The organism is Candidatus Methylomirabilota bacterium, assembly GCA_036001065.1.
In the GTDB taxonomy this organism is placed as follows: domain Bacteria; phylum Methylomirabilota; class Methylomirabilia; order Rokubacteriales; family CSP1-6; genus MNEF01.
The window spans coordinates 1-22008 of record DASYUQ010000054.1 but is presented as its reverse complement, the minus strand read 5'-3'; the positions used below and the strand labels follow the sequence as shown (position 1 = coordinate 22008).

General features: G+C 69.3%; 22 protein-coding genes. 11 read left to right on the top strand and 11 right to left on the bottom strand.

What is annotated here, in order from left to right; translation table 11 throughout:
• Window positions 1-174 precede the first annotated feature (174 nt).
• Window positions 175-1560: a CoA transferase gene (locus VGV13_04760; protein ID HEV8640390.1), complete on the top strand. Its 1386-nt coding sequence runs from the start codon at window positions 175-177 to the stop codon at window positions 1558-1560.
• Window positions 1561-1582: 22 nt separating this feature from the next.
• Here VGV13_04760 and VGV13_04755 read toward each other — a convergent pair whose 3' ends face one another.
• From VGV13_04755 to VGV13_04745, 3 genes are read right to left on the bottom strand one after another with little or no spacing between them, the layout of a single operon-like run.
• Window positions 1583-2635, bottom strand: a complete 1053-nt coding sequence (locus VGV13_04755; protein ID HEV8640389.1) for a tartrate dehydrogenase — start codon at window positions 2633-2635, stop codon at window positions 1583-1585.
• Complete coding sequence (locus VGV13_04750) at window positions 2632-3594, bottom strand: rhomboid family intramembrane serine protease (protein ID HEV8640388.1); 963 nt, start codon at window positions 3592-3594, stop codon at window positions 2632-2634. Before VGV13_04750 ends, VGV13_04755 begins: the two co-directional genes overlap by 4 nt.
• 39 nt (window positions 3595-3633) lie before the next feature.
• Window positions 3634-4722, bottom strand: coding sequence for a mandelate racemase/muconate lactonizing enzyme family protein (locus VGV13_04745; protein HEV8640387.1), 1089 nt, complete (start codon window positions 4720-4722; stop codon window positions 3634-3636).
• Window positions 4723-4762: 40 nt separating this feature from the next.
• Between VGV13_04745 and VGV13_04740 the strand changes: the two genes are divergently transcribed.
• On the top strand, window positions 4763-5659 hold the full coding sequence (locus tag VGV13_04740) for an aldo/keto reductase (GenBank protein HEV8640386.1): 897 nt from the start codon (window positions 4763-4765) through the stop codon (window positions 5657-5659).
• Between the two features lie 7 nt (window positions 5660-5666).
• Here VGV13_04740 and VGV13_04735 read toward each other — a convergent pair whose 3' ends face one another.
• Together VGV13_04735 and VGV13_04730 are read right to left on the bottom strand one after the other, a co-directional pair.
• Window positions 5667-6533, bottom strand: coding sequence for an aldo/keto reductase (locus tag VGV13_04735; GenBank protein HEV8640385.1), 867 nt, complete (start codon window positions 6531-6533; stop codon window positions 5667-5669).
• On the bottom strand, window positions 6530-7273 hold the full coding sequence (locus tag VGV13_04730) for a dienelactone hydrolase family protein (protein ID HEV8640384.1): 744 nt from the start codon (window positions 7271-7273) through the stop codon (window positions 6530-6532). Before VGV13_04730 ends, VGV13_04735 begins: the two co-directional genes overlap by 4 nt.
• A gap of 77 nt (window positions 7274-7350) precedes the next feature.
• Between VGV13_04730 and VGV13_04725 the strand changes: the two genes are divergently transcribed.
• Window positions 7351-7671, top strand: coding sequence for a putative quinol monooxygenase (locus VGV13_04725; protein ID HEV8640383.1), 321 nt, complete (start codon window positions 7351-7353; stop codon window positions 7669-7671).
• A 19-nt stretch (window positions 7672-7690) separates the two neighbouring features.
• Here VGV13_04725 and VGV13_04720 read toward each other — a convergent pair whose 3' ends face one another.
• Entirely contained in the window at window positions 7691-8647 is a 957-nt protein-coding gene (locus VGV13_04720) for a fumarylacetoacetate hydrolase family protein (protein ID HEV8640382.1), read from the bottom strand.
• A 386-nt stretch (window positions 8648-9033) separates the two neighbouring features.
• Here VGV13_04720 and VGV13_04715 point away from each other — a divergent pair, with 386 nt between their 5' ends.
• From VGV13_04715 to VGV13_04700, 4 genes are all read left to right on the top strand, one after another.
• Window positions 9034-10674 carry an N-6 DNA methylase gene (locus tag VGV13_04715; protein HEV8640381.1) on the top strand — a complete coding sequence of 547 codons (1641 nt, stop codon included), beginning with the start codon at window positions 9034-9036 and terminating at the stop codon, window positions 10672-10674.
• Between the two features lie 264 nt (window positions 10675-10938).
• Window positions 10939-12066: a zinc-binding dehydrogenase gene (locus VGV13_04710; protein HEV8640380.1), complete on the top strand. Its 1128-nt coding sequence runs from the start codon at window positions 10939-10941 to the stop codon at window positions 12064-12066.
• Between the two features lie 273 nt (window positions 12067-12339).
• Window positions 12340-13779, top strand: a complete 1440-nt coding sequence (locus VGV13_04705) for an ABC transporter substrate-binding protein (GenBank protein ID HEV8640379.1) — start codon at window positions 12340-12342, stop codon at window positions 13777-13779.
• Window positions 13780-13804: 25 nt separating this feature from the next.
• Window positions 13805-14572, top strand: coding sequence for a glucose 1-dehydrogenase (locus tag VGV13_04700; GenBank protein HEV8640378.1), 768 nt, complete (start codon window positions 13805-13807; stop codon window positions 14570-14572).
• A gap of 259 nt (window positions 14573-14831) precedes the next feature.
• Here the strand turns inward: VGV13_04700 and VGV13_04695 are convergent, their stop codons facing one another.
• On the bottom strand, window positions 14832-15914 hold the full coding sequence (locus VGV13_04695; GenBank protein ID HEV8640377.1) for a patatin-like phospholipase family protein: 1083 nt from the start codon (window positions 15912-15914) through the stop codon (window positions 14832-14834).
• A 137-nt stretch (window positions 15915-16051) separates the two neighbouring features.
• Between VGV13_04695 and VGV13_04690 the strand changes: the two genes are divergently transcribed.
• The 4 genes from VGV13_04690 to VGV13_04675 all read left to right on the top strand — a co-directional run bounded on the left by VGV13_04690 (window position 16052) and on the right by VGV13_04675 (window position 18282).
• Complete coding sequence (locus VGV13_04690) at window positions 16052-17503, top strand: hypothetical protein (GenBank protein ID HEV8640376.1); 1452 nt, start codon at window positions 16052-16054, stop codon at window positions 17501-17503.
• A gap of 49 nt (window positions 17504-17552) precedes the next feature.
• The gene (locus VGV13_04685) at window positions 17553-17753 is read left to right on the top strand and encodes a hypothetical protein (GenBank protein HEV8640375.1); all 201 of its coding nucleotides are present in this window, start codon (window positions 17553-17555) and stop codon (window positions 17751-17753) included.
• A 61-nt stretch (window positions 17754-17814) separates the two neighbouring features.
• A complete protein-coding gene (locus VGV13_04680; protein ID HEV8640374.1) occupies window positions 17815-18009 on the top strand; it encodes a hypothetical protein in 195 nt (64 codons plus the stop codon).
• Window positions 18010-18282, top strand: coding sequence for an OsmC family protein (locus tag VGV13_04675; GenBank protein HEV8640373.1), 273 nt, complete (start codon window positions 18010-18012; stop codon window positions 18280-18282).
• 21 nt (window positions 18283-18303) lie between these two features.
• Here the strand turns inward: VGV13_04675 and VGV13_04670 are convergent, their stop codons facing one another.
• The 4 genes from VGV13_04670 to VGV13_04655 form a co-directional block, all read right to left on the bottom strand.
• The gene (locus VGV13_04670; protein HEV8640372.1) at window positions 18304-18870 is read right to left on the bottom strand and encodes a histidine phosphatase family protein; all 567 of its coding nucleotides are present in this window, start codon (window positions 18868-18870) and stop codon (window positions 18304-18306) included.
• Entirely contained in the window at window positions 18870-19856 is a 987-nt protein-coding gene (locus VGV13_04665; GenBank protein HEV8640371.1) for a hypothetical protein, read from the bottom strand. Before VGV13_04665 ends, VGV13_04670 begins: the two co-directional genes overlap by 1 nt.
• Window positions 19853-20443 (bottom strand): c-type cytochrome, encoded by a 591-nt coding sequence (locus VGV13_04660; GenBank protein HEV8640370.1) that lies wholly within the window; start codon window positions 20441-20443, stop codon window positions 19853-19855. Before VGV13_04660 ends, VGV13_04665 begins: the two co-directional genes overlap by 4 nt.
• A gap of 109 nt (window positions 20444-20552) precedes the next feature.
• Entirely contained in the window at window positions 20553-21767 is a 1215-nt protein-coding gene (locus VGV13_04655) for a PQQ-dependent sugar dehydrogenase (GenBank protein HEV8640369.1), read from the bottom strand.
• Window positions 21768-22008 lie beyond the last annotated feature (241 nt).

Genomic DNA, 22008 nt, shown 5'->3' with positions numbered 1-22008 from the left:
CTAAATCTGTCCACGAACGACGTACACGGTGCCTTCCTAGGCGCGAATAGTTGGAACGGCACTAGGCGCGAATAGTTGGAACGGCACTAGGCGCGAATAGTTGGAACGGCACTAGGCGCGAATAGTTGGAACGGCACTAGGCGCGAATAGTTGGAACGGCACTAGGCGTCGATGATGGAGGCCGCGGGCGCGCTGGAGCAGCTCTGGAGCCAGGCCGGCGGCGATCCCGCCGCCCTCGACCGCATGAGGCTGACGGGCGCCGATCCGATGCTCCCCAGCGACTTCAAGATCGGGACCGCCGCCTCGGCCGTCATCGGGGCGACGGCGCTGGCGGCCGCCGAGCTGTGGCGGCTCCGGATCGGGCGCGCTCAATCGGTGACGGTGGACATGCGGGCGGCGATCGCCGCCTTCCGCAGCGAGCGCTACCTGCGCGTGAACGGGCAGCCGCCGCCGGAGCACAGGGGCGCGATTTTTGGATTTTACCGGGCCGGCGACGGCCGCTTCATCCAGCTCCACGGCGCGATGCCGCACCATCGCGAAGGCATCGTGAAGTTGCTCGGCTGCGAAGGCACGCGAGAGGCTGCGGCCGCCGCCGTGGCCAAGTGGAACGCCGAGGAGCTCGAGGACGCGCTGGCCGCGCAGGTTCTGCCGGCGGGGATGGTTCGCTCGCGCGCGGACTGGCAGGCCCACGCCCACGGGCGCGCGGTGTCAGCGCTGCCGCTGCTCGAGATCGTCCGGATCGGCGACGCGCGGCCGGAGCCGAGCGGAGAGGGCGCCCGGCCGCTGTCCGGCGTCCGTGTGCTCGACCTGACCCGCGTGATCGCGGGGCCGGTGTGCGGTCGCACCCTCGCGTCCTACGGGGCGGATGTCATGCTCGTCACCGGCCCGCATCTGGCCAACGCCCCGGCGCTGGTCATGGACACGGGCCTCGGGAAGCTTTCGGCGTCGCTCGACCTCCGGCGAGCGGACGACGTCGAGCGGCTCCGGCGGCTCATCGGCGAGGGTGACGTGTTCTGCCAGTCCTATCGCCCCGGGGCCCTCGCCCGACATGGCTTCGCTCCGGAAGACGTCGCGCGCCTCCGCCCGGGCATCGTCTACGTCACGCTCTCGGCCTACGGCCACGCCGGGCCCTGGCAGGCGCGGCGGGGCTTCGAGACGCTGATCCAGTCGGTGACCGGAATGGCGCACGAGCAGGGTTTCGGCGCCGGCCTCGACCGCCCGCAGCATCTGCCGGCTCAGGTCGTCGACCATGGGACCGGGTATCTCGCCGCCTTCGGCGCCCTCATGGCCCTGGCCCGCCGCGCGCGCGAGGGGGGAAGCTACCTCGTGCGCGTGTCCCTCGCCCAAACGGGACGCTGGGTCGATGCGCTCGGCCGGGTCGATGGCCGTCGGACTCCCGAGCCGACGCTGGAGGACGTGGACGATCTGCTGGCGGACTCGGAGACACCGTTCGGTCGGCTCCGCCACGTCGTCCCCGCCGCGCAGTTTTCCGAGACTCCGGCCTTCTGGTCCCGTCCCGCGGTGCCGCTGGGGACGCACGAGGCGGCCTGGTCGCCCTGACTCGTCTTCGGGCGCGCCGGGATCAGAGCAGGGCCGCGACGGCCTCCCCGGCCTCGCGCGTCGTGGCCTTGCCGCCGAGGTCGCGCGTCACCCCGCGGCCTTCCTCCACCACCTTCTCGATCGCGGCCACGATGGCGGCGGCAGCATCGGCGTGGCCCAGGTGCTCGATCAGCATGGCGCCAGTCCAGATCTGGGCCACGGGGTTGGCAATGCCCTTGCCCGCGATGTCGGGGGCGGAGCCGTGCACCGGCTCGAACATCGACGGGTACTCCTTCTCGGGGTTGACGTTGCCGCCGGGCGCGATGCCGATAGAGCCGGCGATGGCAGGGCCGAGGTCGGACAAGATGTCGCCGAACAGGTTGGAGGCCACGACCACGTCGAACCAGTCGGGGTGCTGGACGAAGTGGGCGGTGAGGATGTCGATGTGGTACTGGGCGGTCTTCACGTCGGGATACTGCTTGGCCATGGCCGCGAAGCGCTCGTCCCAGTACGGCATGGAGTGGATGATGCCGTTCGACTTGGTCGCCGAGGTGACGTGCCGGCGGCGCTGGCGGGCGCGCTCGAAGGCGTAGCGCATGATGCGGTCGCAGCCGCGTCGCGTGAAGACGGCCTGCTGCACCGCCAGCTCCTCCGGCGTGTCCTTGTAGAGACGGCCGCCGATCTCCGAGTACTCGCCCTCGTTGTTCTCGCGGACGATGAGCATGTCGATGTCGGCGGGCCCGCGGTCGCGGAGCGGCGAGCGTACCCCGCGGAGCAGGCGGACGGGGCGGAGGTTCACGTACTGGCGAAAGCCCCGGCGGATGGGGATGAGCAGGCCCCACAGCGAGACGTGGTCGGGCACGCCGGGAAAGCCCACCGCGCCGAGGTAGATGGCCTCGAAGGCCCGGAGCTGGTCGAGCCCGTCCTCGGGCATCATGCGTCCAGTCGTGGTGAAGCGCTCGCAGCTCCAGTCGAAGACTGTCCAGTCGCACTCGAAGCCGAAGCGCCGGCCCGCCGCGTCGAGGACGCGCATGCCCTCGGGCAGGACTTCCTTGCCGATGCCGTCGCCGGGGATGACTGCGATGCGGTGCTTCATGACGACCTCCCTCGCGAAGTCCACTCGGCTCCCCGCCATGATGCCACCGGCCGGCCGCCTACGACAGGCCGGGGCGGGAGCCCGGCGGGCAATCCTGCGAGCGCGAGACACCAGCAACCGAGGACGACCAGCGCGGCCAGGACGACGAGCGACGATTGGATGACCGCGCCGGGCGGCCGCCGCAAGACGGCGCCGGCGACAAGGCCGAGCGCCCCGCCGGCCAGCAACCCGAACGCGTGGCCCAGGATGTCCGCGCCCGGGGACGTCCCCAGCATCGAGAGGAGCACCAGGCTCGCGGCGAGCACCATCCATCGCTTCCACCTGGGCTTCGCCTGCCTCCGCGCGGGGAGGAGCCGCAGCGCCGCGAGGATCCCGACCGCCCCGAACGTGGCCGTCGAGGCGCCGACGGCGACGTGGCGCGGGTCGTGGGCCATGGCGGTGAGGAGGTTGGCAGCCGCCCCCGCGAGGAGCACGAGCCCGAGACCGCACCCGACTCCGAGCCGCTGCACGACCGCGGGCAGGAGCACCGCGGTGGCGACGGCGTTGCCCGCCACGTGGACCGCGTCGGCGTGGAGCGTCAGCGCGGTCACCGCCCTCCACGGCTCGCCGCGCACGATGTGCCTGGCCGAGGCGGCGCCCTGCTCGAACCAGCGGGAGCCGGCGGCGGGCGGGCCGGTCACCGCGAAGAACGCGAGCAGGAGCGCGCCGGCGGCGATACCGGCCGCCCATGCGAGTCTGGGCGAGGCGGCGTCGGGGACCGCGGCGTGCGGCGCTCGCCGGGCCTCCTCGTCGTAAGCGTCGAGCGCGGCCAGCGCCGTTGGCGCCTCGGCGGCAGGGACGAGCAGCGTCCAGCCGGCGCCGTCGGGCTCCAGGCGGTGCGGGATTCCCGCGGCGGCGAGCACGAGGGCCCACTCGTCCGCCTGGGTCGCCTTCCGGGTCGCGCGGATCAGCCTGTCCATCGGCGGCCCGGCGTCTTCGGGCATGCCTCGGCGAAGCGCTCACCCGACCTGGTAGCGCTTGATCGCCGCCTGATCGAAGGCCAGCCCCAGCCCCGGCTTCTTCGGCACCATGAGCTGGCCGCCCTCGATGGCCGGCGTCTCCTCGAAGAGCCGCAGCGTCCACGGCATGTACTCCACGGTGAGTCCGTGGGGGATGGCGGCCACGAGGTGGACGTGGATCTCCGGGACGAGGTGGCTCACCACGGGCAGATTGAACGCCTCGGCCATGCCGGCGACCTTCATCCACTGGGTGATGCCGCCCACGCGCAGGAGGTCGATCATCACGATGTCGATGGCGCGCGCCTCCAGCAAGTGGCGGAAGGGCACGATGCCGTAGTGGTACTCGCCGGCGGCGATGGGGGTGCTGAGCGCGTCGGCCACGCGGGCCAGGCCGGCGTAGTCGTCGTGGGCGACGGGATCCTCCAGCCAATAGAGATGGTAGGGCTCGATGCGGCGCCCGATCTCGATGGCGTGGTTGACGCTCCAGAGCTGGTTGATGTCGCACATGAGGTCGACGTCGGGCCCGATGGCCTCGCGCACGACGCGCACGCGCTCGACCGACGCCGCCATCGTGGGCTCGCTCCCGCACTGCATCTTCATCTGGCTGAAGCCCATCTTCACCAGCCGGGGTCCCGCCTCGGCCAGATACGTCACCGGATGCGGGCGCATGAGGGCGCCGCTGGCGTAGGTCGGCACGCGCTCGCGCAGGCCGCCGAGGAGCGCGCACACGGACTGGCCGACGGCCTTGCCCCGGAGGTCCCAGCACGCGATGTCGATCGCCGAGAGCGCCAGCGTGTAGATTCCACCGGGGCCCGAGCTGCCCGCGGCGCGCCGCAGCTTGGCGGCGATGGCCTCCACCCGGCAGGGGTCGTCGCCGACGACGAGCCCGCCGAGCGCGTCCACCGCGGTCTTGAGCGCCGGCGTCAGCGCGGCGCCGAAGAACGTCAGACCCACGCCCACCAGCCCCTGGTCGGTACCCAGCTCGAGGGTGACGAACTCCCGGCTGTCGGTGGGCGCGGGCAAGCCGACGACGAGCGGGTTGTCGGCCGGTGTTCTCAGCACGCGCGTGGTAACGTGAGTGATCTTCATGGTGGCCTCACCGCGGCGCATCCTAGCACAGCACGGGGAGATGGAACGGCGCCGGCTCGGCCGGACCGACATCGTGGCGAGCGTCCTCGGCTTCGGCGGCTCCGAGATCGGCTACCAGCGGGTGAGCGGCCCCACGGTCGCCCGGCTCCTCGGAAGCGCGCTCGATGCCGGTCTCAACGTGATCGACACGGCCGAGTGCTACGACGACGGTGAGGTGCTCATCGGGCGGGCGATCGCAGCCCGGCGGCGCGAGCTCTACCTGTTCACCAAGTGCGGCCATGCCCGCGGCTGGGGACACCCGGACTGGCGGCCGGCCCCGCTCCTGGCCAGTATCGAGCGGAGCCTGCAGCGCCTCCAGACCGAGTACCTCGACCTGATCCAGCTCCACAGCTGCTCGCTCGGCGAGCTTCGACAGGGCGACGCCATCGCCGCGCTCGAGCGGGCGCGCGAGCAGGGCTGGGCGCGGTACATCGGCTACAGCGGCGACGGCGAGGCGGCCCGCTACGCGATCGAGTGCGGGCGCTTCGACACGCTCCAGACCTCCGTCAGCATCGCGGACCAGGAGGCCCTCGAGCTCACGCTGCCTCTCGCTGAGGCCCGCCGGATGGGCGTGATCGCCAAGCGGCCGCTGGCCAACGTCGCCTGGCGCCATGCGCGGAGGCCGGCCGAGCCCTACTACCAGACCTACTGGTCCCGCCTGCAGAGGCTGGACTACGCGTTTCTGAAGTCCGGGCCCGATACCGCGGTGGGAACCGCGTTGAGCTTCACGCTGAGCGTGCCGGGCGTCGACACCGCGATCGTCGGGACCACGAAGCCGGAGCGATGGCAGCAGAACGCGGCGTTGCTCCGGGCCGGGGCGTTGCCCCCCGACGAGGTCGAGCGGATCCGCGCGCGCTGGCGCGAGGTCGCCGATGCGTCGTGGGTGGGGCAGGTCTGAACGGCGCTCAGGTCCCGAGACCGAACAGCGAGCTCAGCCTCTTGGCATCGAGCATCGTCGCCATCTCGGCGTCCGCGGGGCGGCGCTCGAAGCGGCTCGCCGCCTCGAGAACTTTCGGAAGCAGCGCGACGTCTCCCACCGTGTTGAGGAAGACACCGGGCAGCCCGAGCGCCCAGTGCACGGCCCGGTCGATGTCCGCCTGCTCCTCCAGCGGCTGGTACCACGTGGTACGGGTCCGGTCCGCGGTCGCCCACGGCCCCCGGGCGATGGACTTGATGATCTGGACGGCGACGTTGCGCTCCCGGCAGATGTCCAGGACGTCCTCGAAGTTTCTCCGGTAGCGCTCGTTCTGGGCCATGAAGAAGTTGTACGGCAGCAGCACCGCGTCGAAGTCGAAGCGGGCCAGGCTGCGCTTGTGCATGGCCGCGATGGCCCAGCCGTGACCGGTCACGCCGATGAAGCGCGCCAGGCCCTGCTGGCGGGCCTCGACGGCCGCCTCCAGCGCGCCTCCGGGACCCAGGGCCTGGTCCCAGTCGTCGGGGTGGCCGAGGGAGTGCAGTTGGATCAGGTCCACGTGGTCGACGCGCAGCCGGTCGAGCGAGCGGCGAATCTCCTCGCGGGCCTCGCGGGCGGTTCGCGTCGCGGCCTTCGTGGCCAGGAAGAAGTCCTTCCGGTGACGCGGCATCCAGGCGCCGATGCGCAGCTCGGAGTCCCCGTATCGCGCGGCGGTGTCGATGTGGTTGACCCCGTACCGGAGGAGCAGGTCCAGCACGCGGTCGGCGTCCGACTGGCTGACCTGCGCCAGCGCGGCACCGCCGAAGAGCGTCACGGTGCTGAGGTGACCGGTGCGCCCGAAGGCCCGTCGCTCGATCATCGAAGGTGCTTGTCGAACCAGGCGAAGACCTTCTTCCATCCGTCGCCGGCGGCCTGCTGGCGATACTGGGGGCGATCGACGGCGAAGAACGCGTGCCCGGCGTTCTCGTACATGTGGAACTCGTAGGTCTTCCCGCAGTCCTTGAGGGCGTGCTCGGTCTTGGCCACGTCGTCCGGAGAGGGGCGAGCGTCCTCGATGCCGAACAATCCGAGCAGCGGGCACTGGAGGTTCTTGGTGAACTCGATGGGGGCGACCGGCTGGCGCGGGGTCAGCTCCTCGGGCTTGGCCACGACGCCGCCTCCGTAGCAATCGATGGCGGCGTCGATGCCGCGCAGCGTGCAGGCGGCCAGGTAGGCCTGGCGGCCCCCGGAGCAGTAGCCGATGACCCCGACCTTGCCGCTGAGGTACGGCAAGGCGCGGAGATGATCGATGGCGCCCTGGACGTCGCCCATGGTGCGATCGTCGGGCATGCCTCCGGCGGCGCGCACGCTCGCGCTGTTCTCCTCCGGCGTGGCCTTCCCTTCCCGGAAGTGCAGGTTGGGCGAGATCGCCACGTATCCCTGATGGGCGAACCGCCGCGCGATCTCCTTGGTCGGCCCATCCCAGCCGGGCATGTGGTGGATGACGACCACGCCCGGGGAGGGGCCGGCTCCGAACGGGCGCGCCAGGTAGGCGTCGATCTGGTCGCCCCGATGCCCGCGTATCAGGACCGTCTCGGCGAACAGCGCTTCGTAGGCCATGGCGTTCGTCCTCCCGGGGGGTGATACTGCTCCGGCGCCGGCACCGCCGTCAAGGCGCCGGCCAGAGAGGAGGAGCCATGTACGCACTGGTCGTCACGATCCGGGTCAAGTCCGAGGCGCGCGCGCGCTTCCTGGCCGCCATCGAGGACGACGCCATCTGTTCCGAGCGGGACGAGCCGGGCTGTCTCCGCTTCAACGTGCTCCAGGACGAGTCGGACCCGACCCGCATCTACCTGTTCGAGGTCTATCGCGACCCGGCCGCCCTGGAGGCGCACCGGAAGACCCCGCACTACGCCCGGTTCGCCGGCGTCGCCGCCGAGACGGTCGAGGGCAAGAACGAGGTCCGCTTCGCCCATACGCTCTTTCCCCGTGACGGCGCGTACTGGGAGCGGCGCTGAGACCGGCTCCCGGCCCGGGCTAGCGCGGCGCGGGCGTGTGCTTCCCGGAGAGCTGTGGCGTCGTCGCTTCCAGACCTTTCTGCTGCCGATCGAGCCGGGTCTCCCGGGCCCAGGTGCGCTTCAGGTCGTCTCGCACGTTCAGGCGTAAGCGGCCGAGCCCGTCCGTCTCCAGCTCGATCAGGTCGCCGTTCTGGAAGGCGCTGAGGCCACGGTGGTTGGTGCCGGTCGCGAGCACGTCGCCCGGCTCCAGCGTGTGGATGGAGCTGACCCACTCGATGCATCGGGGAATCTTGTGGGCCATGTCGCTGGTGTTGTAGTTCTGCTTGAGCACGCCGTTCACCCAGAGGCGGACCTGGACTCGGTGAGGATCGGGCACCTCGTCGGCGGTCACCAGATAGGGGCCCAGAGGGGAGAAGGTGTCCCGCGACTTCATCTGGTAGAAGGTGTTGCCTCCGGCGGGGATATTGGCCCCGGCCGGCTGCAGGCCGCGGGCCGACCCGTCGATGAAGTTCAGGTACCCGAACACGTACTCCATGGCCTCCGCCGCCCGGACCTGAGACGCTCGCTTGCCGATGACCAGCGCCAGCTCCGCTTCGCCCTCGAAGATGGTGGCGGGGACGTCGGGGAGCACCATGGTGTCGTCAGGACCGATGACGCTGTTGGGGGACTTGTGGAAGGCATTGAGGGGCACCGGCTCGGACCGCGTGCCGTCCTCCATGTAGTTCACCGCCATGGCCACGATGTTGTAGGGCTTGGGCAGCGGCGGCCGGATCCTGACCTGGCTGAGCGGCACGCCCTTTCCGCGCTTGGCCGCCTCCTCCAGGGGCGCCTTGTAGTCGGCGTAACGCTCGATCAACCCGCTGATGAGGTTGTGAGGGCCGGTGTGCGGAATGCTCCGGACCGCCTCCGACACGTCGATCACCGCGTCGCCCTTGAGCACGCCCAGCTTGAAGTCGTCGAAGAAGAGTAGCTTCATGGTTCCCTCCCGCGGGTGATCTCGACTTCCGGGACTATACCAGTGTCCCGGGCGCATGAGCCACTCGGGCGCGTGGCGTGGCACTTCGGAGGGCGGCTATCCCGTGGGTCAATCGGAGGTGTGTCCATAGTTCGAGACAGCAAAAAGCAGTTTGTCGATCGAGGACCAACAGGATAGGCTGGGCGCGACCGACGAACATGAGTCCGCCCAAGGCGTCAGCAGCCAATCCCAAGCTTAATCGAGTGATGGAGCGGCTCACGGGCTGGTCGCCAGGGACGTCGCCTCTCGACGTTCTTCGAGCCGGCAAGGCGCTGGCCGCCAGGCAAGCGCAACGGTTCGGTAGCAGGCGCCGTAGGATCTTCGCAGTCGCTTTCGCCACGAGGGGAGTGCAGCGGTACTGGGACCAAATCCAAGTCGGCTACGGCAAGACTTGGCCACTCCAGATGTCCCCTGCCGAACCGGATCTCCGGATCCTCACGAACGAAGCCAGTTGGCTGGCCGACGCTATCGGTCGTGCTGCGGCCCGTGTCGATCCGGTCACGGCCGGGTATTTCGTCGGGACAACGTACGCGGCGGCATTGCCTCCGGAGATTCGCGCACGTTTCGGCGTGTACTACACACCACCTGCTTTGGCCGCGCGGCTGCTCGATCAGGCCACGGCGGCTGGGGTCGATTGGCATACTTGCACGGTGCTGGACCCCGCCTGCGGGGGCGGCGCGTTTCTCGCCCCGGTCGCGCAGCGGATCGTCAAGCAGTTGTCGCACCTTGAGCCTGAAAACCTGCTGGAGGCTATCGCCGCTCGTGTGCATGGCTTCGAGATCGATCCGGTTGCGGCTTGGATGTCCCAAACCTTCCTTGAGGCGACGATGTTGCCGACGTGTCGGGCCGCTAAGCGTCGTCTCCCGGTCGTCGTTGAGGTGCGCGACAGTCTTAGGGGGCAGTCAGGTGACGGTTGCTACGACCTGGTTGTCGGGAACCCTCCATACGGTCGGGTGACCCTTTCGCCAGAGCTGAGAGCCCGCTACTCGGCCAGCCTATATGGCCACGCCAATCTATACGGTGTATTCACCGATCTCGCGCTACGCTGCGTTCGGCCGGGCGGTCTCGTCGCGTACGTCACCCCCACTAGCTTCTTGGCTGGGGAGTATTTCAAGAAATTGCGGCAACTCCTCGGCTGCGCTGCTCCTCCGGCGGCCATCGATTTCATCGCGCATCGCAAAGGGGTCTTCGATGATGTCTTGCAGGAGGCGCTCCTCGCGACCTACCGTCGCGACGGGGTGCCCGGCGAAGTGCCCGTCAGTTTTTTGACGCCCGTCGACGAGAGCACGGTGCAGCTGGTCACCGTGGGCAGCTTCACTCTCCCGGGCGCGCCCGCCGAACCCTGGCTGATCCCGAGGAACGTCGCCCAGGCCTCGCTAATCGAACGCATGCGAAACATGCCGCATCGGCTCGTCGATTGGGGCTACACCGTCAGCACCGGACCTCTCGTGTGGAACCGCCACAAGGATCAACTCCGCAGAGGGCTAGGTCCCCAATGCCTACCCCTCATCTGGGCCGAGGCTGTCACTTCGGACGGGCGGTTCGTCCTGCGGGCGACAAAGGCCAACCACCAGCCATACTTCAGGCCGCGGCCCGAGGATGACTGGCTGGTTGTGACACAGAGCTGTGTCCTTCTCCAGCGCACCACAGCCAAAGAACAGTCACGACGTCTGATAGCCACTGTCCTCCCTGCTCAGCTCCTCAAACAACATGGCGGAGCGGTCGTGGAGAATCACTTGAACATGCTGCGACCTCTCGAGTCGACTCCGGCCGTTCGGCCCGAGGTCCTCGCCACCTTTCTTAACAGCGGCGTCGCGGATCAAGCCTTTCGCTGCTTGAGCGGGAGTGTCGCCGTTTCCGCGTACGAACTGGAAGCCCTGCCGCTGCCCCCGGCCGACGCGCTCCCCGAACTGGGTGAGGCCGTCGCGTGCAGAGCCGGCCGTGATGTGATCGACAAGATCTGTGCTCGGCTGTATGGGGTCGAGTAGGCGGCCGATGGCCTGTACGTCGGGGCAGTGGAAGGAACCCACGCGGGACGTGACGGGCACCTTCAGGAGCAGACTACTCCGCCCGTTTCGCTGAACGATCTCCTCTCGTCCGGAAGACGCTCGGACTGAGTCGCTTCCCTGTCCCAACAAGCACCTACGCCGGCGGCGGTATCGCCTCCGGCGGGCGTGCGCTGCGACCGCCAATCGAGTAGTGTGTTGAACTCCTGAGCGCGGAGGGGCTCCAGGCGGGCAAGGGGGGGGCGCATGACGGGACGGGTGGCGGTGCTCAAGGCCTACGGCGGTGACTTCGAGCTGCGCGAATACCCGGTGCCGGATCCGGCGCCCGGCGCGATCCTGGTCCGGCTGACGCGGGCCGGCGTCTGTGGCTCCGACCTCCACATCTGGCGCGGCGAGATGAAGGAGGTGTACGGCTCACCGCCGCGCGACCTCACCTTCGGCCACGAGATGTGCGGCCACATCGAGCGCCTCGGCGCCGGCGTCACGGTGGACTCGGCCGGCCAGCCGCTCCTTGAGGGCGACCGGGTGACCTTCCTCTACTTCTTCCCCTGCGGCCGCTGCCCGGTGTGCTTGCGGGACGAGATGGGGAGTTGCCCCCGGAAGGGGCGCCCGTCTCGCGTGGCGGGGACGGCGCCCTACTTCAACAACGCCTACGGGGACTACTATCACCTCCGCCCTGGCGGCTGGGTGTTCCGGATCCCCGACGAGGTCTCCGACGACGTCGCGACCCCCGCCAACTGCGCCCTGGCTCAGGTGATCTACGGGCTCACGCGTGCCGGCCTGCGCCCCGGTGACACCCTGGTGATCCAGGGCGCTGGGGGCCTCGGCCTCAACGCGGTCGCTGTCGCCCGCGACACGGGGGCCGACCGTGTCATCGTGCTCGACCGCGTGGCCTCGCGCCTGGAGCTGGCGCGCGCCTTCGGCGCCGACCACGCGCTGAGTCTCGGCGATCTGCCCACGCCCGAGCGCCGCATCCAGGCCGTCATGGACCTGACCGGCGGCTTCGGGGCCGACGTCGTGGCGGACTTCGTCGGCTACCCGGAGGTCGTGCCCGAGGGGTTGCGGATGCTGCGGGGCGGCGGCTGCTACCTCGAGATCGGGTCCATCGCGCCCGGCAACGTCTTCTCCTACGACGCGACGGCCCTCGTCCGCGGCAACGCGCGGCTGGTGGCCGCCTCCAACTACTCGCCGTGGGCGCTGGCCCGGGCGCTCGGCTTCCTGCGCCGCAACCTCGGGCGCTTTCCGTTCGAGCGCCTGGTCTCCCACGTCTTCCCACTCGCGCAGATCAGCGAGGCGTTCCGCGAAGCCGACTGGATGCAGCGCGGCGGCGACGGCCTCCGAATCTCCCGCGCGGCCCTATCGATGGCCGACTGACCGATGGAGCTGGGGATCTTCGATCATCTCGACCGGCGGGAGGTGCGTCGATCGACCTGTTCGCCGCCGAAGTCATGGGGCACCTCACCGCGCTGGCTCCGCCCGGCGCCTGAGGCTTGCCATCGCGGGCGAAGACGCGGTAGGAAGAAGCCGGAGGGGAAAGCCATGAATGGCCGCCGGAAGCTTGTTCTGGGGTTGGTGTTGTCGTGGTGCGCCCTGCTCGGGGGCGGGGTCTTCGCACCAGCGGCTTCGGAGCCCAAGCCGGAAGGAGAGATGCGCTGGGCGCTGTACGTGACGCTGTCCCCCGTCTGGTTCGATCCGGGAGAGGTCGTGGGGCAGCTCACGCCATTCTGGGTGCTCTACGCTCTCCACGACGCCCTGGTGAAACCCATGCCCGGGAATCTCATGACGCCGAGCCTGGCCGAGTCCTGGACGCTGAGCGCCGATCAGCGCGTCTACGAGTTCAAGCTCCGCGAGGGCTTGAAGTTCCACAACGGCGATCCCTTCACGGCCGAGGACGTGAAGTTCAGCTTCCAGCGCTCCAAGGGGGCGAGGGTCCTCAAGGAGAAGGTCCGGGAGATCGAGGTCGTCGGTCCCTACCGGGTGCGGTTCCACCTCCATGAGCCCTTTCCCGACTTCATGGCCTTCTACGGAACCCTGGCGACCGGGGCCGCCTGGATCGCGCCCAAGAAGCACATCGAGAAGGTGGGCGAGGAGAGCTTCAAGAGGCACCCTGTGGGGCTCGGGCCGTACAAGTTCGTGAGTCACGCGCCCGGCATCGAGCTGGTCATGGAGGCCTTCGAGGGCTACTGGCGCAAGACGCCCTCGGTGAAGCGCCTGGTCTTCAAGGTCGTCCTGGAGGCGACGACACGGATGGCCATGCTGAAGCGGGGAGAGGTCGACATCGCCTATTCGTTGGATGTCCCGCAGGCCCAGGAGGTGAAGAAGGATCCTGCGCTCAAGCTGGCTTTCTCCGGGGGAATCGGGATCTTCTTCCTGGACTTCCTGGAGCAATGGGACCCCAAGTCCCCGTGGGCCGACAGGCGGGTGCGGCTGGCCGCCAACTACGCCATCGATCGCCAGGCGCTGAGCGACGCCGAGACGCTCGGAGCCTCCAAGCCCGCCGGAAACTTCATCCCTCGGAGCTTCGAGTTCGCGCTCCCCATCGAGCCCTATCCCTACAATCCTGCGAGGGCGAAGCAGTTGCTCGCCGAGGCGGGCTATCCCAACGGCTTCGACGCTGGCGACCTGCACCAGCTGCCGCCGTACTTCTCGCTGGGCGAGGCGATCGTGGGCTACCTGCAGGCGGTCGGGATCAGGCTCCGAATGCGGCCGATGGAGCGCGCCGCCTACTACTCGGCGCTGGCCACGAAGAAGCTCAAGGGGCTGTGTGTCTGCACGAGCGCCCTGTACGGCAACGCCGCCTCGCGAATGTCGGAAGTCTACCCGAGTGACGGTGCCTGGGCCTACGGCGGCTATCCCGACGTCGACGCGCTGTTCAAGCAGCAGGCGCGGGAAACCGACCGGAAAAAGCGCGAAGCGGTGCTGCACCAGATCCAGCAGCTGATTCACGACCGCGTGAGGCTCGGGCCCATCTACGAATACATCTGGCCGAGTGGGATCGGGCCGCGGGTGGCGGAGCCCGCGCTGATGCTGATCAATCCCTATCCCTGGTCGGCGCCCTTGGAAGAGGTGCGTCTCAAGAAGAACTGAACCTTTCTCGGTGAGGACAACGCGCATGAGGCTCAAGGGTAAGACCGCCCTCATCACCGGCGCCAGCCGCAACATCGGCCGGGCCATCGCTCTGGCGTTCGCCGCCGAGGGCGCGGACCTCGCGCTGAACACCCGTGTCAACGGCGAGGAGCTGGAGGGCGTGGCCGCCGAGTGCCGGGAAGCCGGCGTGCGCGCCGTCCCCCTGCTGGCCGACATCGCCGACGCTGCCGCCGTCGAGGCCATGGTCACGCAGGCGCTCGCCGAGCTGGGGGCCATCGACGTGCTCGTCTGCAACGCGGCCATCCGGCCGCACAAGGCCCTCACCGAGACATCGCTCGACGACTGGCACCACGTGCTCGCCGTCAACCTGCACTCGGCCTTCTACCTGGCGCGCGCGGTGGTGCCGGCCATGAAGGAGCGCCGGCGGGGCAGCATCATCGCCCTCGGCGGCATGTCCAGCCTGACCGGGCGGCCCAACACGGCCGCCGTCACCACCGCCAAGACCGGCCTGCTCGGCCTGGTGCGAGCGCTGGCCGCCGAGCTGGGGCCGTTCGGCATCCGCGCCAATATGGTGATGCCCGGCTTCATCGACACCGAGCGGCGCCACGCCGAGTGGTACCCGGAGTGGCGCCAGGCCCCGCCGGAGGCGCCGGCGCAGCTCAAGCAGATCCCGCTCGGCCGGCTCGGCCGGCCCGAGGAGATCGCGGAGGCCTGCGTGTTCCTGGCCTCCGACGCCTCCGGCTACGTCACCGGCGACACCATTCGCGTCATGGGCGGGCGCCTGATCGGCTGACGACGCGGTTCTTGGGCGTGCTGAGGCTGGCGGTGTCCATCTCGACGAGGTCGCCGGGTTGAGGGTATACCCCGATCCGAAATAAGCTCGCAGGTGAAAGCGGCACATGGCCGCGAACATGGGCGGTGTTCAGGAGATGGTTCGACCGCAGCCAGCGTCTCTATAGGAGGACGTGGGTGCGCACGTACCCACGCTGGCCACGGCCGCTACCGACGCCGCGTTTCCGCACATACCTCGCCAAAAGAATTTCGGATCGGGGCTAGAAGGCGACGGCGTACGGGTCGGGCAGGAGGCGGCGCAGGAGCGGCTGCCCCTTCGTGTCGAGCCATTCCTTGGTCGAGGTGTAGCCGAAGCGGAGCGCGGCGCGGGCCGCCTCGAAGCCCATCGAGGGGCCGAAGAGCGGCGTCTTGGTGCGGGGGGGCTCGAGCAGGAAGAAGGTCGTCCGTGGGAACTTGATGGAGAGCGTCGCCAGGCCCAGCTGCAGGAGGTTCTGGCCGTAGATGCGGCTGGCCTGCTCCATGATCGTGTAGAGGCCGCGCGCCCGAAGCGCGGGACCGGCCCCATCGGACAGGCTCGGCACCAGCGGGTGCACCACGAACACGACCTCGGCGCCCGCCGCCGCCGCCAGATCGGCGTGGCCGCTGAACCCGACGCCGCCGTCCACGTAGTCACGGCCCCCGATGGTGTACGGATCGAAGAAGCCGGGGATCGCCGAGGAGGCGGCCACGGCCTGGCTGATCGGAACGTCGTGCAGGTCTCCCTGGCCGAAGACGACCCGCTCCGCGCTGTCCAGGTCGATGGCGGGAATGAGCAGCGTCCGGGAGAGCTCGCGGAACGAGTTGGGCAGACCGCGCGCCGCGAACGCTTCCCGCATGAACCGCTCGAGCGCCTCCAGGGAGAAGAACCCGGGGGGCAGGTCGCGCTCGGCGCGGGCCAGCATGTCGGGGATGGAGCCGCGGAGCCCGACCATCGCATTCTTGCCGAAGGCCCAGACGATCCGGCCGAAGCGCCCGGCCGCACGCCGGAAGGAGTCGGACGCGAAGACGGCGCCCCGCCGGAAGTTGAGGGGGTCGGACAGGTCCTCGTCGAGGATCCGGTAGATTTCGGCGGCGCGGATGCCGTTGGCCAGGAGGGAGCCGACCACCGCGCCGGCGCTGCAGCCCACATAGATGTCGAAGCCCCGCCCCTCACCGTTCAGGCGCTCCTCGAGCGCGGCCAGGGCGCCGACCTCGTACATGCCCCCGATGACGCCCCCGCCGCCGAGCGCCAGGGCGAGGCGGGGCCGTGACCGCCCCCGCCAGAAGCTACGGGACTGCCAGAGGGCTACGGCGCGCTGAAGCATCCCCATCCACCCCCTAGCATAACAAGCAAGCCGGCTGCCAATCTTACAACCTCCGGCTCCGCCGAAAGTTCGGCCTCTTACACAACGCTTCTGGCCTGGGCCGCGAAAATTCTTCCAGGGGTGGGTTAGGATAGGGCGTGCCACCCAGTCTCCTCAGCGGTTTTCGGCCGGCCTGGATCCCTGTCCTCGTCACGTATTTCTCTTACGGCGCCAGCGCCGTGACGGGCGTCGCCGAGCTCTTCTTCCAGAAGGAGACGCTGCAGCTCGAGCCCGCGGAGGCGGCCGCGATCGCGTTCTGGCTCGGCCTGCCCTGGTCCATGAAGATGGTCGCCGGGGTCGGCTCCGACGTGTACCCCATCTTCGGCAGTCGCCGTCTGGCCTACATGCTGATCGGAGTCGGCTGCACGCTCACCGGGTACGTCCTGATGGCGACGACTGTCGCCACCCGGGGCCCCTACCTCGTCGCGGCGCTGCTGGTCACCATCGGGTACATGGTCCAGGACGTGGTCGCCGACGCGCTCAGCGTGGAGGTCGCCCAGACCGACGAGGAGATCGGTCAGATCCAGACGTTCGGACGGATGGCGGTGCTGCTCGGGGGCATCAGCGTCGGCTACCTGTCGGGCTGGCTGGCGGGCACCCTCGGCTCCCGACCGACATTCGCGGTGGCCACGACGCTGCCCCTGGTGGTTGCCGCCAGCATCGTCATCGCGCGCCCGGCCCGGGCGCGGGCGGTGCCGGCGCGCGCGGATGCGGGGCCGCTGGGAGGCGGCAAGGCCCGGCTCGTCCTCATCGTCGGCCTCGGCTACGCGGCCCTGGGGACCGCGCTCGAGACCCTGCACGCCCCCTACGCGCAGGAGACCGTGCTGGTGCTCTCGCTGGTCCTCATCGGAACGCTGCTCCAGCACGTTGGCATCTCGCGCGGCGTCGCCGTCGCCTCCATCGTCATCTTCCTCTTCCGCGCCACGCCGGACGTGGGCCAGGGCTACAGTTACTGGGTGATCGACCGCCTCGGCTTCGATCAGAAGTTCCTGGGCGTGCTGGCGCAGGTGAGCGCGGTGCTGAGCCTCCTGGGCCTGCTCGTCTTTCGCAAGACGATCGTCAAGCGGCCGGTGAGCTTCACGCTCTTCTGGGTCGTGATCGCCGGCACGATCCTCTACCTGCCCAACATCGGCCTCTTCTACGGCCTGCACGAGTGGCTGGGCGTCAGCGCCCGCACGCTGGCGTTCGTCGACACGACGATCTCGGCGCCGCTCGCGCAGCTCACGATGGTCCCCATGCTCGTGCTCATCGCCAAGTCGGCGCCGCCGGGGGCCGAGGCGACCATGTTCGCCATCATGGCGTCGCTGATGAACCTGGCCCTCTCGGCCAGTCAGCTCTTCACGCAGTATCTCAACGAGCTGTTCCAGGTCAGCCAGCACGACTACTCGAACGTCGGCCGACTGATGATCACGGTGGTCTTCGTGGGACTGCTGCCATTGCTGGCGCTGCCGCTGCTGTGGAGCGAAGAGCAGTCAGGGGCCGGGGGCCGGGGGCACCCGGCCGCTTCGGAACCACACTCGCCTCGGGTGGCCCCCGATCCGCACCCCTGACCGGCCCGGGGAATCGCATTTTGCCGGCCGATCGGGTAGCCTCGGAGCCATGAGTCCCCTCTGGCGGCGAAGAATCTTGAGGCTGGCGCTCGGCCTCTATCTGATCGGGGTGGGCTTCGTGATGGGCGTCGTGGTCGAGCGCTGGCGCTTCGACGGCGTGCGCAAGGTGATGCTCGACCGCTACAACGAGGTGGTTCGCCAGGTCCGCGCCCATCAGATGAAGATCGAGATCGGGGAAGAGCGCCGATGATCGCTGACGATCGCCGCCACGAAGCCCGCCGAAGTCTGACATCCCTCGAAAGGAGACCGCGATGGCCGAGCTGATCCACGTGTCGCGCGTCAAGATCGTCAAGGACAAGGGCCCGAAGCGCCGGGCGTACATCGAGCAGTTCCCCGAGCCGGTCAGCTACGGCGTGCACGGCGGGATCAAGAAGTTCTACGGCGTCGAGCCGGAGGAGGAACTGCCGACCACGCTCGACCACATCGTGGCCGCGGTGGCGGGCTGAATGACGGGCACGCTAGCGGGAGCGCTAGCGGCGCGGAAGATCCCCACCCAGCCCGATCGCCTCGCCGCCGAGGCCGAGGGGTTCATCGAGAACGTGGACGGCAAGCCGCTGATCACGCGGATCAAGGTGCACTACAAGCTGCGCGTGCCCAAGGGCCGGCGCGAGGAGGCGCTGCGCGCCATCGAGGTGCACGAGAAGGGCTGCCCGGCTTCCCAGTCGGTCCAGCGCGGGATCAAGATCGAGTGGGACGGAGAGGTCCAGGAAGAAGTGTAATTCCGCTCTGACGGGGCGCTTTCAGTTCCCCGGCAGCGCCGAGGGTGGCAGGCGACCGGCGACGCGGAACTCTCCGCCGCCCTGTGGCGTGAGCACCACTATCTCCCCGGACACCGGATAGACGCCGGTGAGGGCCCCGATGTTGATCTGATGCGTGACGAGGACCAGGTTGCCGCCGGCGGGACGCTCGCCGGCCAGCGCGCGCACGGCCCTCGTCTGCGCGAGCTCGCGGCTCCGGTCCTCGAAGAAGGAATCGATCGGCGGCCACGGCTCGACGCGGCCGAACGCCAGGCGCGCGGTCTCCAGACACCGGCACCAGCGGCTCGAGAGCACGCGCCCGACCCGAGCGCCGCGCGCGCGGAACGCGGCTCCGATGCGCCGCGCCTCCTCGCGTCCGGCCGCGCTCAGGTTCCGCTGGGTCGCGCAATCGTCCAGCTTGAACCCCCGCGGATCGCCGACGCCGGGGTCGGTCGAGGCGTGACGCATGACGACCACCTGCCCGCCGCCCTTGAGCAGGTCCCACAGCGCGTCCTCGGCCGGCGCGCTCGTGGGAATGCCCACGAGCAGCGCCGCCAGGAGCCAGCGCATCACTCGATGACACCCAGCCGGCCGTTGTGGCTGCCCATGTACCAGAGGCGGCCATCGGCATCCACGATCATCTTCCGGATGCCGACGTTCTTCGACGGCAGGTTGAAGACGCGCATCTGCCCGGACCCGGGGTCGAGCCGCACCACGGTGTCGGTCTGGATCTCGTTGACCCACACCATGCCCGCGGCGTCGACGCTCACCGCGTAGGGGCCGCCCGCCGGCCCGGCCGGCAGCGCGTACTCCTTCACGACCTTCCGCGCCGCCGGGTCCACGCGGACGAGCTTGCCGTTGCCGTAGAGCGTCACCCACAGTGACCCATCCCCCGCCGTCGCCATGCGCCGCGGCCGCGAGCCCGGCTCCATCGGCATCTCGCTGATCTGCCCGGTCGCCGGATCGAGCCGCCCGAGCCGGTCGCCGCCGAACTGGCAGAACCACACGGTGCCCGACTTGTCCAACGCGATGCCGTAAGGATTGCCGCGCGTCTTGAACTCCGTGATCTGGCCGCTCTTCGTGTCGAGCCGCCCGATGCGCTGCCCACCCTGGACGGTGAACCAGATCGTCCCCTTGTCGTCGATCACGAGCGTGTGCGGATCGCCGCCCGACGGCGCCTTGTGCTGCGTCACCCTGCCCGTCGCGGGATCGAGGTGGCCGATGGTCCCGTTGCCGTTGCCCGTGTACCAAACCTGACCCTGGCGATCGACGAGCAGCCCGTGCGGGCGCGCGCCGGGCGGCAGGTCCCACTCCTTGAACGACTTCCCGCGGGTGTCGAAGCGCGCGATCTTGTTGCCGGACATGACGGCGATATAGATGTTGCCGTCGGGGCCGGGCGCCGGGTCCCGCGCGAACTGGGGCGTCGGCACCGCCCACTCGGAGATCTTTCCTTCGAGGTTGGGGCGCGCGCCGGGCGCGATGGCGTAGTCGGAGCCGCCGGCCCAGGCCGGGGCCGCCAGCAGGAGGACAAGGGCGAAGGCAGAAAGTGGTGTCATGGCAGGCTCGCGATATATCGGGCCACGATCTCGATCTCCTCGTCGGAGAGCGGCAGGGCTGCTGAGGTCATGGTGCCTTCGAGCTCGCCGCGGGTCTGGGCCTTGAACCCGCGGAGCTGGTTGAGCAGGTACTCGTAATGCTGGGCGGCGATGCGGGGAACCTGGTTCTGACCGTCCAGACGCGGCCGGTGGCATGAGCTGCAGTGGTGGACCTCCACGAGCCGGCGGCCCGCCTCGGCGGTGGCCGGATCCACGGTGGCCTTGGGCGGGGCGGGTGGTCGGGCCGCAAAGTAGGCGGCGAGGTCCGCCATGTCGGCGTCGCTCAGGGCCGCGGCCACCGGCGTCATCTGTGGATCCTTGCGGCGCCCGTCGCGGAACAGAATGAGCTGCCAGTGGGTGTAGAGGGTCGGCTGCCCGCCCAGCGACGGGATGGCCGGGTTCGTCGAGCGGCCGTCCGGGCCGTGACAGGCCGCGCACACTTCGGCCTTCCGCCGCCCGGCCTCGATGTCCGCGGCCCGCCCCTCTCTCGGCATCCCGATCGCGACCAGCACGCCCAGCAGGAGGAGGACGCTACCGATCGCCCGCATTCGCTCTCGAACGCACGGGGCCCATGCTACCTCCGCTCAGGCCGGGCGGCGAGCGCCGGACACAGAACACCCCCGCCGTTGCCGACGGGGGTGTTCGGGCCGGAGGCCATCAGCGCTGGTAGGTGATCCGGTAGATGGCGCCGTTGTGGTCGTCGGACAGCAGCAGTGCACCGTCCGGCATGACGAACGGATAGTCCGGCCGGCCCCAGAACTTGTCGCCATCGAGCCAACCCTCGGCGAAGACCTCGTACTTGGGCGGCCGCCCCATGGCCAGCGTGACCACCATCACCCGGTAGCCCTGCTTCTGGGTGCGGTTCCAGGAACCGCGCTGGGCGATGAAGAGGCGGTTCTTGTAATCGGCCGGGAACATGTTGCCGTTGTAGAAGGCGATGCCGATGGGGGCCACGTGAGCCCCGAGCTTGAGCAGCGGGTTGTTGAACTCGCTGCAGGAGCGGCCGCGCCCGAAGTCGGGGTCGAGGATGTCGCCCTGGTGGCAGAAGGGATAGCCGAAGTGCGGGACAAAGCCGGGACGCCCGCCGACGTGGTGCAGGGTGTCGTTCGGCACGTCGTCGCCCAGCCAGTCGCGCCCGTGGTTGGCGAAGTAAAGCTCCTTGGTCAGCGGGTGCCAGTCGAACCCCACGCTGTTGCGCACGCCGCGGGCGACGTACTCGAACCCGGTGCCGTCGGGGTTGATGCGCGAGATGTTGGCGTGAGTCTCGGGCGGCAGGACGATGTTGCCGGGCGCGCCGATGTTGAAGTAGAGCTTGCCGTCCGGCCCGAAGGCCAGGTACTTCCAGCCGTGGGGCAGGTCCTTGGGGAGGGTGTCGATGACGACCTTCGGCTCCCCGGGGTTGTCGAGCTTGTCCTCGATCCCCTCGTACTTGACGATGCGGTTGATGGCCGCCACATAGAGGGCGCCGTCGCGGAACGCCACGCCGTTGGGCTGGGTCAGGCCCTTGGCGATGACCTTGACCTCGCGGCGGCCCGCCCGGTCCACCACCGCGTAGACGTTGCCGGCCGCGCGGCTCGACACGAACAGCGTGCCCTTACTGCCCAGGGTCATGGCGCGCGCGTTGTGGATGCCGGACGCCCACAGCTGGGCCTTGAAGCCCGGCGGCAGCTTGATCTTGTTGACGGGGATCTGCTCGGCCGGCGTCGGGGCGGGCGGCGTCGCGTGCGGGGCCAACGGTGAGTTTGACAGCTCGGGCGGCCGGCCCTGCTGCCACGTGGGTGGCGGTTGCGCCTGCTGGGCTTGAGACGTCGCGGAGAGTCCGAGCGCAAACGCGATGAGCAAGAGGATGGAGAACCGATTCCCGAGCCGCATGGTGAACCTCCGGCGTTCGAGGTACGCTAGGAACCGCTCACTCCGGTCGCGGCGAGACCGTAATACGCACCCTCCGGCTTGTCAATGCCCTGGTTTGACACTTGCTGCTGCTACATGAAAATGTCATGGGGTAACTGCTACGTGAAAGTGTCATGGGGGGCTCCCTTCGTGGAAGTGTCATTCCCCCATGGAGACCTTCACGATGAGCCGGAAGGAGTTGCTCCGGGCCGGCCTGGTCAGG